Annotated in this window: 11 protein-coding genes and 1 pseudogene; 8 read left to right on the plus strand and 4 right to left on the minus strand. The window is 62.4% G+C overall.

Features of this window, described 5'->3' with window-relative positions:
- Positions 1-310: 310 nt before the first annotated feature.
- The 3 genes and pseudogenes from K5H97_RS15955 (at position 311) to K5H97_RS15965 (ending at position 5,796) form a co-directional block, all read left to right on the plus strand.
- Positions 311-3,034 carry an AAA domain-containing protein gene (locus K5H97_RS15955; RefSeq protein WP_028690751.1) on the plus strand — a complete coding sequence of 908 codons (2,724 nt, stop codon included), beginning with the start codon at positions 311-313 and terminating at the stop codon, positions 3,032-3,034.
- A gap of 281 nt (positions 3,035-3,315) precedes the next feature.
- Positions 3,316-4,638 carry an FAD-binding oxidoreductase gene (locus K5H97_RS15960; protein ID WP_236179858.1) on the plus strand — a complete coding sequence of 441 codons (1,323 nt, stop codon included), beginning with the start codon at positions 3,316-3,318 and terminating at the stop codon, positions 4,636-4,638.
- A 113-nt stretch (positions 4,639-4,751) separates the two neighbouring features.
- Positions 4,752-5,796: pseudogene (locus K5H97_RS15965) on the plus strand (GGDEF domain-containing protein).
- A 31-nt stretch (positions 5,797-5,827) separates the two neighbouring features.
- On the opposite strand, the gene K5H97_RS15970 reads toward K5H97_RS15965, so the two are convergent.
- Positions 5,828-6,718 (minus strand): serine hydrolase domain-containing protein, encoded by an 891-nt coding sequence (locus tag K5H97_RS15970; protein ID WP_028690749.1) that lies wholly within the window; start codon positions 6,716-6,718, stop codon positions 5,828-5,830.
- Positions 6,719-6,796: 78 nt separating this feature from the next.
- On the minus strand, positions 6,797-7,198 hold the full coding sequence (locus K5H97_RS15975) for a GFA family protein (protein WP_081791567.1): 402 nt from the start codon (positions 7,196-7,198) through the stop codon (positions 6,797-6,799).
- A gap of 198 nt (positions 7,199-7,396) precedes the next feature.
- Here K5H97_RS15975 and K5H97_RS15980 point away from each other — a divergent pair, with 198 nt between their 5' ends.
- The 5 genes from K5H97_RS15980 to K5H97_RS16000 all read left to right on the plus strand — a co-directional run bounded on the left by K5H97_RS15980 (position 7,397) and on the right by K5H97_RS16000 (position 13,891).
- Positions 7,397-8,623, plus strand: a complete 1,227-nt coding sequence (locus K5H97_RS15980; protein ID WP_028690748.1) for an MFS transporter — start codon at positions 7,397-7,399, stop codon at positions 8,621-8,623.
- A 326-nt stretch (positions 8,624-8,949) separates the two neighbouring features.
- Positions 8,950-10,557 (plus strand): ATP-binding cassette domain-containing protein, encoded by a 1,608-nt coding sequence (locus K5H97_RS15985; RefSeq protein WP_028690747.1) that lies wholly within the window; start codon positions 8,950-8,952, stop codon positions 10,555-10,557.
- A gap of 117 nt (positions 10,558-10,674) precedes the next feature.
- Entirely contained in the window at positions 10,675-11,694 is a 1,020-nt protein-coding gene (locus tag K5H97_RS15990) for a branched-chain amino acid aminotransferase (RefSeq protein ID WP_028690746.1), read from the plus strand.
- Positions 11,695-11,850: 156 nt separating this feature from the next.
- Positions 11,851-12,531, plus strand: coding sequence for a response regulator transcription factor (locus K5H97_RS15995; RefSeq protein WP_028690745.1), 681 nt, complete (start codon positions 11,851-11,853; stop codon positions 12,529-12,531).
- Positions 12,509-13,891, plus strand: coding sequence for a sensor histidine kinase (locus K5H97_RS16000; protein WP_028690744.1), 1,383 nt, complete (start codon positions 12,509-12,511; stop codon positions 13,889-13,891). The genes K5H97_RS15995 and K5H97_RS16000 overlap by 23 nt, the downstream gene beginning before the upstream one ends.
- Positions 13,892-13,961: 70 nt before the next feature.
- Here the strand turns inward: K5H97_RS16000 and cysS are convergent, their stop codons facing one another.
- Both cysS and K5H97_RS16010 read right to left on the minus strand, forming a co-directional pair.
- On the minus strand, positions 13,962-15,344 hold the full coding sequence (gene cysS / locus K5H97_RS16005) for a cysteine--tRNA ligase (RefSeq protein ID WP_028690743.1): 1,383 nt from the start codon (positions 15,342-15,344) through the stop codon (positions 13,962-13,964).
- A 9-nt stretch (positions 15,345-15,353) separates the two neighbouring features.
- A complete protein-coding gene (locus tag K5H97_RS16010; RefSeq protein ID WP_028690742.1) occupies positions 15,354-17,057 on the minus strand; it encodes a glutamine--tRNA ligase/YqeY domain fusion protein in 1,704 nt (567 codons plus the stop codon).
- Positions 17,058-17,205 lie beyond the last annotated feature (148 nt).

Below are 17,205 nucleotides of genomic sequence, written 5' to 3' on the forward strand. Positions count from 1 at the left end.
GCCAGAGGTGAACCGCCGTAATAGACTCATGCATCTATGAAAGCAACCGAGCGCTTCTGACCGATAGGCACTTATGTTGAGGGACCGCCATGGATTGGATAACGACGGTCATGCTTCAACCGGCGACGCATCGCTTCAGACCTCAGTCTGCTCCGCCATCTCCAAGGCGTCATCGACCTCAATGCCCGCAGGAAAACGCACACACCAGCTATCGAACCTGCACCCAATAATGGCACTATGGCACCAATCAGGGAAAGCAGTATCCGGTACACGACGTAACCGAATGTCCTGCGCACAGGAATAAGGGAATATGGCTTCGATTCAGGTGGATGGTGAGGACAAGACCGCAAAGATCAGCGACTGGGCGATTCACTGGAGCGAAAAGTACGAAGCACTGGAACTGACCTGTCATTTCCCCTCCAGTAAAAAATACACCCGCCCGCTCAGTAACTGCCGAGTATCACCTTCCCGCGAGTTGAGCAATGTACTGCTGACTAAACCTGGCAGCACGATCGTCAAACCCATCGACAAAGCGGTGATCTACGGCGAGCGATATGCCGTGGTGCACTATCCGGGCGGCACCAGGCCCTATGTCCACAAGATGGACGGCATCGTCTTCACCGCCCCTACCTCGATCAAGGACACGCCGGTCTTCGGTTATTTCACTGCGGTCGCGAGTGCCCGACACGCTCAAGCGCATTCGAAGGCTGATCGTGACATAGCCAGCAATGTCGTAACTCAGCTTGGAAAACTGCCCTCCATCGCCAGCACTGCCTTGCAAGCCTATTGCACCGGGCGCAACGGCACGCTCGCCCCGGGTCAGGGACTCATTTATCCGTTCGGGTTGAACGAAAGCCAGTACCAGGCCGTCGAGCGGGCATTCAGCGCGCAAATCAGCGTGATCGAAGGCCCACCGGGAACCGGCAAGACCCAGACCATCCTCAACATCCTCGCCAATATCCTGTTGCGCGGGCAGACGGTTGCGGTGCTGTCCAACAACAATGCGGCCGTGGCAAACGTCTACGAAAAGCTTGAGAAATGCGGCCTGGGCTACCTGGTCGCAAAGCTTGGCAACAAGGAAAACCGCGAAGCCTTCTTCGACGACATGCCTGCATGGCCCTCCAGCGCACCCGGGCCGGCACCGTCCCTGGAAGAAATCCAGGGCTTGCTTACCCGCCTGAAGCAGCACCTGCACGACCACAACCGGGCGGCACAACTGCAGATCGAACTGGACGAGCTGGTCATCGAGCGGCGCTACCTGCAGCAGTGGCAGCTAGAAAACGGTGTGCAGGCCACAGGCTCGTTGGACAAGTACGGGCTGACCCCTCGCAAGACTACCGACCTCATGGCCTACCTGGCGCATTTGGGCGAGCAGCGCGTGAAGCTCAAGGACCGCATCGAGCTGCTGCTCCAATTCAGAGTCTTTCGCACCAAGCCGTTCGCCGAGGGCGAGACGCGCATGGCCGCATTCCATGCCCTGCAGATGCATTACTACGACAAGTCGCTGCAGGATAAGGAAACCGAGCTGCGGGCGTGCCGTGAATCCTTGGCGCGCGCAAATTTCACGGCGTTGCTCAAAGAGCTGACAACCGCATCAATGCACCATCTGAAGCAGCATCTACAAGGTAAGGTTCCCCCGCGAGACAGCTTCGATGTCAAGACCTACCGCAGGGACTTTGATGCCTTCGTGCAGCGTTTCCCTATCCTGGGCAGCGGCACGCACTCGATCGTCAACTCGATCGCGCCGGGGGCGATCCTCGACTACGTGATCATCGACGAAGCTTCCTTGCAGGACATCGTGCCGGGCATCCTGCCGCTGGGTTGCGCCAAGAATCTGATCGTCGTCGGCGACAACCGCCAGTTGCCGCACATCCCCGTGAAACTGGGGCTGCAGGCGCCGGTCGAGGCCTACGATTGCGAGCACTACAGCCTGCTGGATTCGTGCATTGCCGTGTTCCAGAACGCACTGCCAAGGACGTTGCTGAAGGAGCATTACCGCTGCCACCCCAGGACCATCCAATTCTGCAACCAGCAGTTCTATGACAACGCACTGGTGCCGATGACCGTGGACAACGGCGAGGAGCCCCTGCGCCTGGTGGTGACCGCCAAGGGAAACCACGCACGCAAGAACACCAACCTTCGGGAGCTGGATTCCTTGCTCAAGGTGCTCGAAGACGAGAGGCAATCTGTTGTAGTGGACGGTGAAGGCCGCGGCTACATCGCCCCGTTCCGGGCACAGGTCAACCTTTGCGACAAGCACCTGCCGGCGGACTTCATCAAAGACACAGTGCACAAGTTCCAAGGGCGCGAGTGCGACGAGATCGTCTTTTCCACCGTGCTAGACAAGAAGCGCTACAACCAGACGCAAGGACGCCTGGATTTCGTCGACGACCCGCGCATGATCAACGTGGCAGTGTCGCGGGCCAAACATCGTTTCACCCTGGTGACCGGTGACGAGGTGTTCACCGAGAACAATGGCCACATTGCCGCGCTGATCCGCTACATCAGCTATTACGCACAGGACGAGCAGATCGTGCGTGCACCAGTGGTGTCGGCATTCGACTTGTTGTACCACGAGTACGATCAGTCCCTGGAACGCCTGAAGGCCCGACTGCGGCCCGAGGATTCACGCTACAAGTCCGAGCAGATCGTGGCGCAGTTGCTGCGCGAAGCGCTCTTGGCCCCGGCGTGCCATGCGTTGACGTTCCACACGCAAATCCACCTGGATAAGCTCGCATCGCCGAGCAAGCCCGAGTGGACGCAAACCCAGCGGGCGTTCATGAGGCGCGCCAGTTGCGATTTCGTCATCTATTTCAAAGTAGGCAAGACCCCGGTTGGGGTGATCGAGGTCGATGGCGGGTATCACGACCACCCCGTGCAGGCCGCTAGGGACGCCAGGAAGAATGAGATTCTAGCGGCCAGTGGCCTTCCCATTCTGCGGCTGCGGACGGTGGAGAGTGGTATTGAGCGCAGAATTGCCGAGTTTCTGGCGCAGTGGGCCAGGCCTGCTCCGAGTGTCCTGTCTCGGAATTAAGCTGTTCACTTCTGGCGGCGCCTTGGCCGGACACCCAAGCCACTCGCCAAAAGAGAACGTATTTCCGAGACAGGACACTAGTCTGCTTTGAAGTCCGAAGGCGCAGGTTAATTTTGATTCACCGCGAGGGAGCGCAATTGATCGACAGTACACAACAGCATGCCGTTTCAGAATCGTCGCCTAATCTCACTCGGCGCCATCTACTCCAGGCTGGGATGACCGGGATTGCCGTTAGTGTGCTTTCACCGTGGTCATCATGGGCGGCACCATCGGGCGTCCTGGTGAACGATGTGACGATGCTCAATCCGATTTGGGTCAATCGTTTGCTCGCACCTCGCACCACGCGCGAAATACAGCGGGCGCTCGCGATGTCGTCAGGCCCAGTCAGCATCGGTGGTGGCCGCTATAGCATGGGGGGGCAGATCGCTACCGAAAACAGCCTGCACCTCGATATGCGTCAGTTTAATCAGGTGATCCGATATTCGCCTGAGAGCAGAGTCATACGCGTGCAAACAGGGATGCGTTGGCGTGACCTGCAGTCGGTCATAGACCCGGACGATCTCTCGATAAAAATCATGCAGAGTTATGCCAACTTCACCGTCGGCGGTTCGCTGTCAGTCAATGCTCATGGACGCTATGTCGGCGCAGGTCCGGTCATCAACTCGGTGCGTTCTCTGCAACTGGTGCTTGCGGACGGTTCGGTAGTAGAAGCTTCCCGCAGCGCAAATTCCGACCTGTTCTACGCTGCTATCGGTGGCTATGGTGCAATGGGGGTGATCACTGAGGTCGAGCTGGACCTCGCGTCCAACATCACAATTGAACGTCAGACCCGCCGCATGCCAGTTGCTGATTACCCGCGTTTTTTCAATGACCAAGTCCGCGAGAACGAACAGGCTATCCTGCATAATGCCGATTTGGCCCCCCCTTATTTCGACATGGCTACTTCCGTCACTTGGCGTGCCTCGGACAAAGCGCTGACCGTCGAAGAACGACTGGTGGCACCGGGGCAGTCGTACAAAATCAACCAGACCGTCATGTGGAGTGTGACCAAGCTTCCCGGTGGTCCAATGATTCGCAAGGATGTGGTCGATCCACTGCGCTATCTCAATCAACCGGTCGTACGGCGCAACTACGAGGCCAGTGCGGATGTCGCTTCGCTTGGCCCCATTGCAACCCGAAACAGTACCTATGCGTTGCAAGAATATTTTGTGCCAGTGACACAGTTCAATGCGTTCGTGAAGCAAATGGCCGCCATCCTTCAGACGCACAGCGTTGACGCCGTCAATATCTCCATCCGACACGCTCCGGCCGACCCCGACTCGTTTCTGTCCTGGGCACGCGAAGAAGTCTTTTCATTCGTGCTCTATTATTGGCAGCGCGTCGGGGTGGATGATCGCGAGGCAGTTGGCGTGTGGACACGCGAACTCATCAACGCTGCGCTGTTGCTTGGCGGTACCTACTATCTTCCCTACCAACTGCATGCAACGCAGGAACAGTTTTCAAGGGCCTACCCAAACGCGCGCCGTCTGTTAGCACTCAAAGCGCAAGTCGATCCAGAGGGGCGATTCCGGAACAAGCTCTGGGACAAGTACCAAACGGGATAACCCTTGGCGACTGATGGTTTCGACCTTATCCGTTCAACTGTCTAGAGTAGTTTCAGTCTCGGCGTCAAACCTTACCTTTTGGGAGACGCTACCCCATGGACTGGAGAAACGACATGCCGGCTTGTCCCATACCGACTGACGAAACGTTGCGCCAGCGCACCCTCGATGAAATGAATGTGCTGGATACACCGGCTGAGCATTACCTCGATACGCTGGTGCGGCTCACTCAAGAAGTGGCGCACGTGGATACTGTGCTGATCAGCCTGATTGATCACGATCGGCAATGGTTCAAGGCCAGGATCGGGCTAGACGTAAACGAGACTCCGCGCAATGTGTCCTTCTGCGGCTACGCCATTCTGGGTGAAGACACCCTGCTGGTGGCCGACGCCGAGTGCGATTCTCGATTCGCCGACAATCCGCTGGTACTTGGCGCACCCTACATCCGCTTCTACGCCGGTCACCCCTTGCGTGCCGGAAACGGCAAAGCGATCGGAACGCTATGCATGTTCGACCCTCGCCCACGCCTGCTAAGTGAGGCCCAGCAGGCCAACTTCAGAGACTTGGCCACGCTCGCGGAGGGTTATCTGCAACTGCGCAGCATGATACAGGCCAACCACGACTTACGCCTTGAAATGGACCGTGAGCAACGCAAGGCTTTGCTTGATCCGCTAACACAGCTATGGAACCGCGGCGCGTTGGCCGCCTTCCAGGATCGTGAACGCCGTTTGGCAAAAGAGAAAGATCTGCAGTTGGGTACTCTGTATGCGGACCTTGACCACTTCAAGTCTGTAAACGACAAGTACGGTCATGCTGACGGTGACCAGGTGCTTTGCGAGTGTGCGCGTCGTCTGCGAGCTGCCCTTCGCCCGGAGGATTTGCTGGTACGCCAGGGCGGTGAGGAGTTCGTCGCATTGCTGCGGGTAAAGGACCGTGACGAGCTGGTGCGGATCGCGGATCGCGGAGCGCGTGCGCCTGATCGTTGGCAGCAGACCGATGCAACTCTCCAGCGGTCCGCTGAGGGTGAGTCTCAGTGTGGGATGTACTTTGGTCGCCGATAGCGAGCAGATCGATGATGCACTACGGCGCGCCGACAGCGCACTTTATGCAGCCAAACAGGGAGGGCGCGACCAAGTTGTCTATGCACCGCCGATCTTGTGAGAATCCAAGGCGGAACAATTAACAGGCAGCCTCAACGCACAGCCTCAAGCGCCTTGCGTACCTCCTGAGCGACCAGCGCCTCAATACGTCCCTCATCTGAGGCCGTCGAAAATACCGCGCAACACGCGACGGCCTCCCCAACCGCGCATCGATAGACCGCCACCACACTGCCGGGGCCACACCCGGTATGCCCGGCCAGCGTCAAGCCGCCCTCGATCGTCCCGCGCATCAGGCCCAGGGCATACCCAGGCGCAATCCACGGTCGGCCAGTCATTGGCCCGCCCAACACCTTTGTTGCCTGCATTTCCTGGAGCAGGTCGGCCGGAAGCAGTGTCCCGGCGAGCAGGCTTTCCAGGAAAAGGGCAGCCTGCGAAACAGGGCCGATCAGCAATCCGTGATAGACCCAGCCAGGGTCGTAGTTCAACGAATGGCCGAGGTAATCCCCGTTCAGATCTGCGCGTTGGGTTGCCAAGCGAACCGCCGAGATACCGAGTGGAGCCAGGACTTGCTGGCTGATCGCATCTTCAAGCGGTAGGCCTGTGGCACGTTCGATAAGCCTGGCGACCAACATGTAGCCCACATTCGAGTAACGCCACCCCGCTCCAGGGTCATAGCGAAGCCGAGCGCCATCCAGGCGCTGCATCATCTCGTCCACGGACCACGCGGCTTCATGATTGGCAACCGCCGCGTGGTACTCGGGAAGCTCGCCATAATCCGCGAGGCCCGCTTCGTGACGCAGTAGCTGACGCAAGGTGCACGTGGTTTCAGGAAGCGCGGCATCCAGGGCGAGTCGTCGGTCGCGCACCAGAGTCAGGGCGGTCGCGGCCAACACCGTCTTGGTGAAACTCCACCATGGCACACAGGGTTCGGCCTGGAGCGATGGCGTAATGAATCGACCGTTGGATAACGTGGAAATCAGCATCGAATACTCAAGCAGTCATGACAGGCCAGTAAGCAAGCGCAGAGGCAAGAACATACCCCATTCCGGCGATGCCAGCCGTCAGTCGGCCTCGGGACAATTACTGGATGGCGTATACCAGGGCACCGCAGAATCGATGTAAACGTGCTTTTGCTTGCGTGGCTGGAACGGTGTATCAAGTGTACCCAGCGCGATCGAGATCCAGCCGGCGAACTCACCTTCGGTTCGTGACCAGAACAACGTCGAGCCACACGCCCCGCAGAACTCGCGTAACACTGTCTGCGAAGAGGCGTAGGCCTTGATGCTGTCGGCCCCACGAAGTAGGCGAAGTGCGCTGCGCGGCACGCTGCCATATGACGCGAATGCAGCCCCGTGCCCTTTGCGGCACTGGCTGCAGTGACAATGACTCACGGCCTTGGGTGGCGTGAGCAGCTCGTAGCTGACCGCTGCGCACAGGCAGCTTCCTTGGTATGCCTCTGTCATATGCCCTTCTGTGCAGGTGAAAAACTTTGAGAGGGATGGCCAAACGCTCTATCCCAGGCCACCCATCGATCCCACTGATGATTACTATCAAGCCGCCCGCCTGTCGAGCGGCAAAATCCACCCCCTATAATCGCCTCCCCGTTTTCCCCTCGCTGCAGCGCCTGTCCCAGGCGACAGTCCCCTATGGAAGCCCGCACCATGCCAAGCCCCAATACGTCCCCCCACAGCCCACCCGAACACAGCCAGCAGAGCGTCCGTCAGCAGTGGCTGGCGATTCTCTCGGTCGCCGTGGGCGCCTTCGCCCTGGTGACCAGCGAGTTCCTGCCGGTGGGCGTGCTCAACGATGTCGCCTCTGATCTTGGCATCAGCGCCGGCCAGGCCGGCCTGATGGTGACCCTGCCCGGCATCATGGCGGCCCTGGCCGCGCCCTTGCTGTCGGTGGGCATCGGCGCCCTCGACCGACGCTACCTGCTGATCGCCCTGACCCTGATCATGATCGTCGCCAACGCGGTGGTGGCCTACGCCACCGACTTCGGCCTGCTACTGTTCGGCCGGGTGCTACTAGGCATCAGCATCGGTGGTTTCTGGGCGACCGCGATCGCCCTGAGCGGCCGCCTGGCGCCCAAGGGCGTGGGCGTGGCCCAGGCCACCTCGATCATCATGGTCGGCGTGACGTTGGCCACCGTGCTCGGTGTGCCCGTGGGCACCTGGTTGAGCGAGCTCATGGGCTGGCGCATGACCTTCCTGGTCACCGCACTGGTGGGCGTGCCGGTGCTGCTGGCGCAGGTCCTGCTGCTGCCGCGGCTCAACCCGGAGAAGGCCATCCGCATCAGCGACCTGCCGGCGCTGTTTATCAATCCGCAGGCGCGGGTCGGCCTGATCGCGGTGTTGCTGATCGGCCTGGCGCACTTTGCCGCCTACACCTACGTCGCGCCGTTCTTCAAGCACAACGCCGGCTTCGACGGGCCGATGATCGGCTCGCTGTTGCTGCTCTACGGCGTGGCCGGGGTGCTGGGCAATGTCTTCGCCGGTTTCGCCGCCAACCAGAGCGTGCGCTACACCCTGATGCTGGTTGCCTTGATGATCGGCGTCGGCACCGCGCTGTTCCCCTACTTCGCCACCAGCCTCACCGGCGCGGCGATGCTGATCGCGCTCTGGGGCTTCGCCTTCGGCGCCTTCCCCGCCTGCGCCAGCATCTGGATGTTCGTCGTGGCACCCAAGGATGTGGAACGCGGCATGCCGCTGTTCGTCGCCATGTTCCAGGTGATCATCGCCCTGGGCTCGTTCTTCGGCGGGCGAATCGTCGACCAGATGGGCAGCGCGGTGCTGTTCAGCCTGGCCACGGCGCTGGTGGGCTGCGGCTTTGTCACGGTGCTGGTGCTGGGGCGCAGCGTCAGCAATCGCCTGGCGGCCCAGCCTTCCTGAAATACCGATCTCGCGTGGGAGCGGGCCAGCGGTGTCCGCCCCACGCTTTATCAATTCTTTACGCCGACGAGCCACGAACCGGCAGCAACTTGATACGCAACTCAATTTCCTTGGCCGCATCTGCGGCGTATCGACCTGTTGCCGACGAAGAATTCCCTGCACGCTTGCACAGGTGTTGCCCAGCGCTTTCTGCTGGGCTAGCCTTTACACCCAACTCCCCCTGCGAGGTGTTCGTCCAATGCGCCATTGATGCCGCCGTCTACCTGACGGCCAGTCTTCAGCCTCCGGCCCGTACCGGAGATGTCGCGGCATGAGTGGAGTTGTGCATGACGAGCTCGTCGATCCTGACGCTGGACAGCGTCACCTTGGTCCTGCCCGATGGCAGACCGCTTTTCACCGACCTCAACGAATCCTTCGACCTGCGCCACACCGGGCTGGTCGGGCGCAACGGCGTGGGCAAGAGCCTGCTCGGGCAACTGCTGGCCGGCCTGCGCGAGCCCAGTGAGGGATACTGCCTGCGCCTTGGCCGAGTCCATCATCTCGACCAGCAGGTGATCGCCAATAGCACCACCGTCGCTGACCTGGCCCAGGTGGGTAGTACGCTGCGCGCCCTCGAGCGGATCGAACGTGGCAGCCTCGACCCGGAGGACTTCGACGCGGTCGGCGAGCGCTGGGACATTCGGGCGCGATTACAGGCGCAACTGCAACACCATGGCCTGGGCCATCTCGACCCACACTACCCGGTAGAGCACCTGAGCGGCGGCCAGGCCATGCGTGTCGCGCTGCTCGGTGCCTGGCTGAGCGAGGCCGACTACCTGATCCTTGACGAGCCGAGCAACCACCTGGACAGCAGCGCCAGGACCCTGCTGCTGGACATGCTCCAGGGCTGGGACAAGGGCCTGCTGGTGATCAGCCACGACCGGGCGCTGCTCGGGCACATGGCACGTATCGTCGAACTGTCGCCCCTTGGCTTGCGCGCCTATGGCGGCGATTTCGGCTTCTACCGTCAGCAAAGCACCGCACAGGCCGAACGGGCCGCGCAGGCACTGCTGCGCCTCAAGCAGCAGCGCCAACGCCAGGTTCAGACATTGCAACGTCAGCGTGAGAACTTCGAGCGTCACCAGGCCTGCGCCGGGCGCCGGGCCAGGCAAGCGAACCAGGCGCAGATTCTGCTCGACCGCCAGCAGCAGCGCAGCCAGGCCACCGCCGGGCGCCAGCGCCGCGAACTGCGGGATGCCAAGGCGGCCCTGGACGAACAGGTACGCCAGGCGGCGCGTCAGGTCGAACGCGAGGTGCCGATCGTGCTGCACGCCCCCACGCCGCAACGACATGCCGGACGCGAGGTGCTGGCGCTGGAAAGGTTGTACCTGCCACGGGGCACGACCACGGCGCTGGACCTGCGCCTGTGCCTGGGCCAGCGGCTGGGGGTGGTGGGCGACAACGGCAGCGGCAAGTCCACCCTGTTGCGGGTGCTGGCCGGTGAACTGGCGCCGCGCGCGGGCAGCCTGCGGTTGACCGGCGAAGTCGCCCTGCTCGACCAGCATGGCAGTTGCCTGGGGCCACGGCAGAGCGCCCTGGAACATCTGCGCGCCGCCAATCCACGCCAGCCGAGCGACGAACTGCGTCGTCGGCTGGCGCAGCTGGGCATCGACGCGGCACGCATCACCCTGCCCGGCGCCCTGCTCAGTGGTGGCGAACGGCTCAAGGTCGCGTTGGCTGCCGTGCTGTACCGGGAACGGCCATTGGACCTGCTGCTGCTCGACGAGCCGAACAACCACCTCGACCTGCCGTCACTCGAGGCGCTGGAGCACTTGTTGCACCAGTTCAAGGGGGCGTTGCTGGTGGTCTCGCATGACCAAGTGTTTCTTCAGTCCCTGGTACTGGAAGGCTGCCTGCATTTAAGTCCAGATAGTTTGTCGCCCACCACGCCCTGATGCTCGCCCGGCGGATTGTGTGACTGGCCGTTCCCGATCCGCGCCGGATGTATTATGGTGGCGGGGTGCGCATATAAAAGCAGCCCGCCGTGTTCGGGCCAGAGCAATGAGGGTGTCATGAGTAACGAAAGCATTAACTGGGACAAGCTGGGTTTCGACTACATCAAGACCGACAAGCGTTACCTGTCCGTATGGCGTAACGGCGAGTGGGACAAGGGCACCCTGACCGAAGACAACGTACTGCACATCAGTGAAGGCTCCACCGCCCTGCACTATGGCCAGCAGTGCTTCGAAGGCCTGAAGGCCTACCGCTGCAAGGACGGTTCGATCAACCTGTTCCGCCCCGACCAGAACGCCGCGCGCATGCAGCGCAGCTGCGACCGCCTGCTGATGCCACGGGTCTCGACCGAACAGTTCATCGAAGCCTGCAAGCAAGTGGTCAAGGCCAACGAAAAATTCGTTCCGCCGCACGGCAAGGGTGCGCTGTACCTGCGTCCGTTCGTGATCGGCACCGGTGACAACATCGGCGTGCGCACCGCCCCCGAGTTCATCTTCTCGGTCTTCGCCATCCCGGTTGGCTCCTACTTCAAAGGCGGCATGACCCCGCACAAGTTCCTGATCTCCGACTACGACCGTGCAGCCCCGCAAGGCACCGGCGCAGCCAAGGTCGGCGGCAACTACGCGGCCAGCCTGCAACCAGGCTACGAGGCCAAGAAAGCCGGCTTCGCCGACTGCATCTACCTCGATCCGTTGACCCACAAGAAGATCGAGGAAGTCGGCTCGGCCAACTTCTTCGGTATCACCGCCAACAACGAATTCGTCACGCCGAAATCGATCTCGGTATTGCCGGGCATCACCCGCCTGTCGCTGATGGAACTGGCCGAATCGCGCCTGGGCCTGAAAGTGATCGAAGGCGACGTGGAAATCGACAAGCTCGACCGCTTCGTCGAAGCCGGCGCCTGTGGCACTGCCGCGGTGATCACGCCGATCGGCGGCATCCAGTACAACGGCAAGCTGCACGTGTTCCACAGTGAAACCGAAGTCGGCCCGGTCACCCAGAAGCTCTACGCCGAGCTGACCGGCATCCAGAGCGGTGACGTCGAAGCCCCGGCGGGCTGGATCGTCAAGGTCGCCTGAGGCTTCAGCCTGCAGTGAAAACGGGGCATGCCAGCAATGGCATGCCCCGTTTTTCTTGGCTTTCACGGCCCTGGGCAGCCAGATGAATTTTTCTTAAATCGCCGGTTGTCTATTCTTTGGCACAATCAGGTCTCCACTCGCCGCCCAGGAACCAGCATGCCTCGCGTACTGACCATCGAAGACGACGCCGTCACCGCCCAGGAAATCGTCGCCGAACTGTCCAGCCACGGCCTGGAAGTCGACTGGGCCGACAATGGCCGCGAAGGTCTGGCCAAGGCCATCGCCGGCGGCTACGACCTGATCACCCTCGACCGCATGCTGCCCGAGGTCGATGGCCTGACCATCGTCACAACCCTGCGCAACCTGAAGATCGCCACGCCGATCCTGATGATCAGCGCCCTGTCGGACGTCGACGAACGCGTGCGCGGTCTGCGCGCCGGCGGCGACGACTACCTGACCAAGCCGTTCGCCTCCGACGAGATGGCCGCTCGGGTCGAGGTGCTGCTGCGCCGTAACAGCGTGCCGATGACCCAGACCCGCCTGCAGGTCGCCGACCTCGAGCTGGACCTGATCAGCCACGAGGCGCGCCGCGGCGAACAGGCGCTGAACCTGCTGCCCACCGAATACAAGCTGCTCGAGTACCTGATGCGCCACTCCGGCCAGGTGATCACCCGGATGATGATCTTCGAGGAGGTCTGGGGTTACCACTTCGACCCCGGCACCAACCTGATCGACGTGCACATCGGCCGCCTGCGCAAGAAGATCGACTCGCCCGGCCAGAGCCCGCTGATCCGTACCGTGCGGGGCTCCGGCTATGCCATTGCCGAACCCGTCTAAGGGCTGGAGCTCCTCCACCAGCCGCCTGCTGGCGCTGTACAGCTTCCTGTTCGTGGCCTGGAGCAGCATCCTCATGGGGGTGCTGTACTTCGAGGTCACCAGCTACCTGAACAAGCTCACCCGCCACTCCATGCTGCAGCGCCAGCACCTGTTCGCCCACATGAGCGGCAAGCAGCTGGACGACGCGCTGATCGCAAGCCAGGCCTTCGAGGAGCGCAGCTTCGACGCCTACGGCCTCTTCGACCCCCAGCTGAACCCGATTGGCGGACGCATCCGCACCATCCCGCCGGAGCTGGGCCTGGACGGCACGGTGCATGAGCTCAAGCGCTGCCTGGACGCCGACGATCCGCACCTGCCCCGCGATAGCTGCGATGCCGTGGCGATCAAGGTCCAGGACGGCCGCTGGCTGGTGCTGGTGCGCGACAACGGCTCGCTGTTCGTGGTCACCCGGATCATTCTCGACGCGCTGCTTTGGGGCATTTCCCTGACCCTGATTCCAGGCTTTGCCGGCTGGTACCTGCTGCGCCGCCGACCGCTCAAACGCATCCGGGCGATCCAGGCCCAAGCCGAACTTATCGTCGCCGGCGACCTGACCCACCGCCTTCCGGTGTCGGTGCGCCGCGATGAACTGGACATGCTGGCCGCCATCGTCAACGCGATGCTCGACCGCATCGAAAGGCTGATGCATGAGGTCAAGGGGGTCTGTGACAACATCGCCCACGACCTGCGCACGCCCCTGACCCGCCTGCGCGCGCAGCTCTATCGCATTCGCCAGCAGAGCGGCGCCGATTCTGCCGAAGGCGCGGCGCTGGACCAGGCGATCGGCGAGACCGACACGCTGATGGCTCGCTTCCGAGGCCTGCTGCGTATCAGCGAACTGGAAGACCGCCAACGCCGAGCCGGCTTCGTGCAACTCGACCCACAAGGCTTGCTGGTTGAACTGCACGACTTCTACCTGCCACTGGCCGAGGATGGCGGCATCCATCTGCAACTGAGCCAGCCCGCGCAACTGGCGGCCCTGCATGGCGATCGAGAATTGCTGTTCGAGGCCCTGGCCAACCTGGTGGGCAATGCGATCAAGTTCACCCCGCAAGGCGGCCAGGTGCGCATGGTCGCCAGCGAGGACGATCAAGGCGTGCACATTGCAGTCGAGGACAGCGGGCCGGGGATTCCAGCGGATGAGCGAGAGGCGGTGTTGAAGCGTTTCTACCGCAGCGAGGAAGGCCATCGCCACCCGGGGTTCGGGCTTGGGCTGTCGATCGTCGCGGCGATCGTCGACCTGCATGGGTTCGGCCTGGAGGTGGGGGCCAGTGAGCTGGGTGGGGCGAGATTGGTTCTGCACTGCACCAGCGCGGCCTGAAAAGCATCGCGGGGCAAGTCGTATCGGCGCTGCGCCGATGCGACTTGCCCCGCGACAGGGCTTGAGCCGATCAGTCAGCCAGGCGCCAGGTGGTGGTGCCCTTGCTGTCTTCCAGTACCACGCCCATGGCGGTCAGCTGGTCGCGGATGCGGTCGGACTCGGCCCAGTTCTTGTCGGTGCGCGCCTGCAGACGCGCCTGGATCAGCGCCTCCACTTCGGCAGCATCGACCTTGCCCTCGGCACCGGCACGCAGGAAGTCATCGGCCTCGAGCTGCAGCACGCCCAGCACATCCCCCAGCTCGCGCAGACGACCCGCCAGGCCAGCGGCGGCCTCAGGGTCGCTGTCGCGCAGTCGGTTGATCTCGCGCACCAGGTCGAACAGCACGGCGCAGGCTTCCGGCGTGCCGAAGTCGTCGTTCATCGCCACGGTGAAGCGCTCGACGAACGCCTCGCCGCCCTTGGCCTCGACCCGCGGCAGGCCGCGCAGCGCGTGGTAGAAGCGCTCGAGCGCGCCCTTGGCATCGCGCAGGCTGTCCTCGGAGTAGTTGATCGCGCTGCGGTAGTGGCTGGCCACCAGCAGGTAGCGCACCACTTCCGGGTGGTACTTGTCGAGCACGTCGCGGATGGTGAAGAAGTTGTTCAACGACTTGGACATCTTCTCGCCATTGATGCGGATCATGCCGCAGTGCATCCAGGCGTTGGCATACTGCTTGCCGGTAGCCGCCTCGCTCTGGGCGATCTCGTTCTCGTGGTGCGGGAACTCCAGGTCGCTGCCGCCGCCGTGGATGTCGAAGCTCTCGCCCAGGCAGCAAGTAGACATCACCGAGCACTCGATGTGCCAGCCCGGACGGCCCGGGCCCCACGGCGACTCCCAGCTCGGCTCGCCGGGCTTGACGCCCTTCCACAGGACGAAGTCCAGCGGATCCTGCTTGGCCTCGTCGACCTCGATGCGGGCACCGATGCGCAGGTCTTCGATCTTCTTGCGCGACAGCTTGCCGTAGCCGACGAACTTACCGACGCGGTAGTACACGTCGCCGTTGCCCGGCGCGTAGGCATAGCCCTTGTCGATCAGGGTCTGGATCATCGCGTGCATGCCGGGGATATGGTCGGTGGCACGGGGTTCCAGGTCCGGCGGCAGGATGCTCAGGCGGCGCTCGTCCTCGTGCATCGCGTCGATCATGCGGGCCGTCAGCGCGTCGAACGACTCGCCGTTTTCGTTGGCCCGGTTGATGATCTTGTCGTCGATGTCGGTGATGTTGCGCACATAGGTCAGCTCATAGCCGCTCTTGCGCAGCCAGCGGGTGACCAGGTCGAAGGCCACCATGCTGCGGCCGTGGCCCAGGTGGCAGTAGTCGTACACGGTCATGCCGCACACGTACATGCGCACCTTGTTGCCGTCCAGCGGCTTGAAAACTTCCTTGGTCTTGCTCAGCGTGTTGTAGATGGTAAGCACGAAGGTTCCTCAGCTGCCCCACGAATCGCGCAGGGTCACGGTCCGGTTGAATACCGGGCGACCCGGCTGGGAGTCTTTCAGGTCGGCGCAGAAGTAGCCTTCGCGCTCGAACTGGAAGCGGTCTTCTGGCTGGGCCTGGCCCAGGGAAGGTTCCGCGCGACAACCGCTGAGTACCTGCAGCGAATCGGGGTTGATGTTGTCGAGGAAGCTGCCGCCGTCTTCGGTCTTCTCCGGGTTGGCGGAGCGGAACAGGCGGTCGTACAGACGCACTTCGCACTCGACGCTGCCTTGCGCCGGCACCCAGTGGATCACGCCCTTGACCTTGCGGCCCTCGGGGTTCTTGCCCAGGGTGTCCGGATCGTACGAGCAGCGCAGCTCGACGATGTTGCCGTCGGCATCCTTGATCGCCTCGTCGGCGCGGATCACGTAGCTGCCACGCAGGCGCACTTCACCGGCCGGCTCCAGGCGCTTGTAGCCCTTGGGCGGCGCTTCCATGAAGTCGTCGCGGTCGATGTACAGCTCGCGGGCGAACGGCAGCACGCGCACACCCATGTCTTCCTTCGGATGGCGCGGCAGTTCGAGTTGCTCGACCTGGTCCTCGGGATAGTTGGTGATCACCACCTTCAGCGGGCGCAGCACGCACATGGCGCGTGGCGCGGTACGGTCGAGGTCGTCGCGGATGCTGAATTCGAGCATCGCCATGTCGACCACGCCGTCGGAACGGTTGGTGCCGATCATCTCGCAGAAGTTGCGGATCGAGGCCGGGGTGTAGCCACGGCGGCGGTAGCCCGACAGGGTCGACATGCGCGGATCGTCCCAGGCCTCGACATGACCTTCGTCCACCAGCTGCTTGAGCTTGCGCTTGGAGGTGATGGTGTAGTTCAGGTTCAGGCGGCTGAACTCGTACTGGCGCGGGTGCGCCGGCACCGGCAGCTTGTCCAGGAACCAGTCGTACAGCGGACGGTGGCTTTCGAACTCCAGGGTGCAGATCGAGTGGGTGATGCCTTCGATAGCGTCCGACTGACCGTGGGTGAAGTCGTAGTTGGGGTAGATGCACCACTTGTCACCGGTCTGGTGATGGTGGGCATGGCGAATGCGGTACAGGATCGGGTCGCGCAGGTTCATGTTCGGCGAAGCCATGTCGATCTTGGCGCGCAACACGCGCTCGCCGTCCTTGAACTCGCCGGCCTTCATGCGCGCGAACAGGTCCAGGTTCTCCTCGACGCTGCGCTCGCGGAACGGGCTGTTCTTGCCCGCCTCGGTCAGGCTGCCACGGTATTCCTTGGCCTGCTCGGGGGTCAGGTCGCAGACATAGGCGTTGCCGGACTTGATCAGCTCCACCGCCCAGGCATGCAGCTGCTCGAAGTAGTCCGAGGCATAGCGCACCGGGCCCGCCCACTCGAAGCCCAGCCACTTGACGTCACGCTGGATGGAGTCGATGTACTCCTGGTCTTCCTTGGCCGGGTTGGTGTCGTCGAAACGCAGGTGGCAGACGCCGCCGAACTCCTTGGCCAGGCCGAAGTTGACGCAGATCGACTTGGCGTGGCCGATGTGCAGGTAACCGTTGGGCTCCGGCGGGAAACGGGTGACGATGCTCTGGTGCTTGCCCGAGTCCAGGTCGGCCTGGACGATCGGCCGCAGGAAGTTCACAGGGACGGCGGGTGCGCCTTTGGCAGCGGCGTTTGGCGCGTTGTCGGCAGTGGGCTTGCTCATAGTGTCCTTGAATGCAGGTAGCCGGCCCGGGTAGGCCGATTGAATCAAAGGGCCTATCATAGCCGAAGCAGTCAAGCTGCTGACAGCCGGAGCACCGACAAAGTGGCGCGTTTTGTCGCCGCAGCGGTCTACAATCCGGCAGAATGTC

Source organism: Pseudomonas mosselii, assembly GCF_019823065.1.
GTDB lineage: Bacteria > Pseudomonadota > Gammaproteobacteria > Pseudomonadales > Pseudomonadaceae > Aquipseudomonas > Aquipseudomonas mosselii.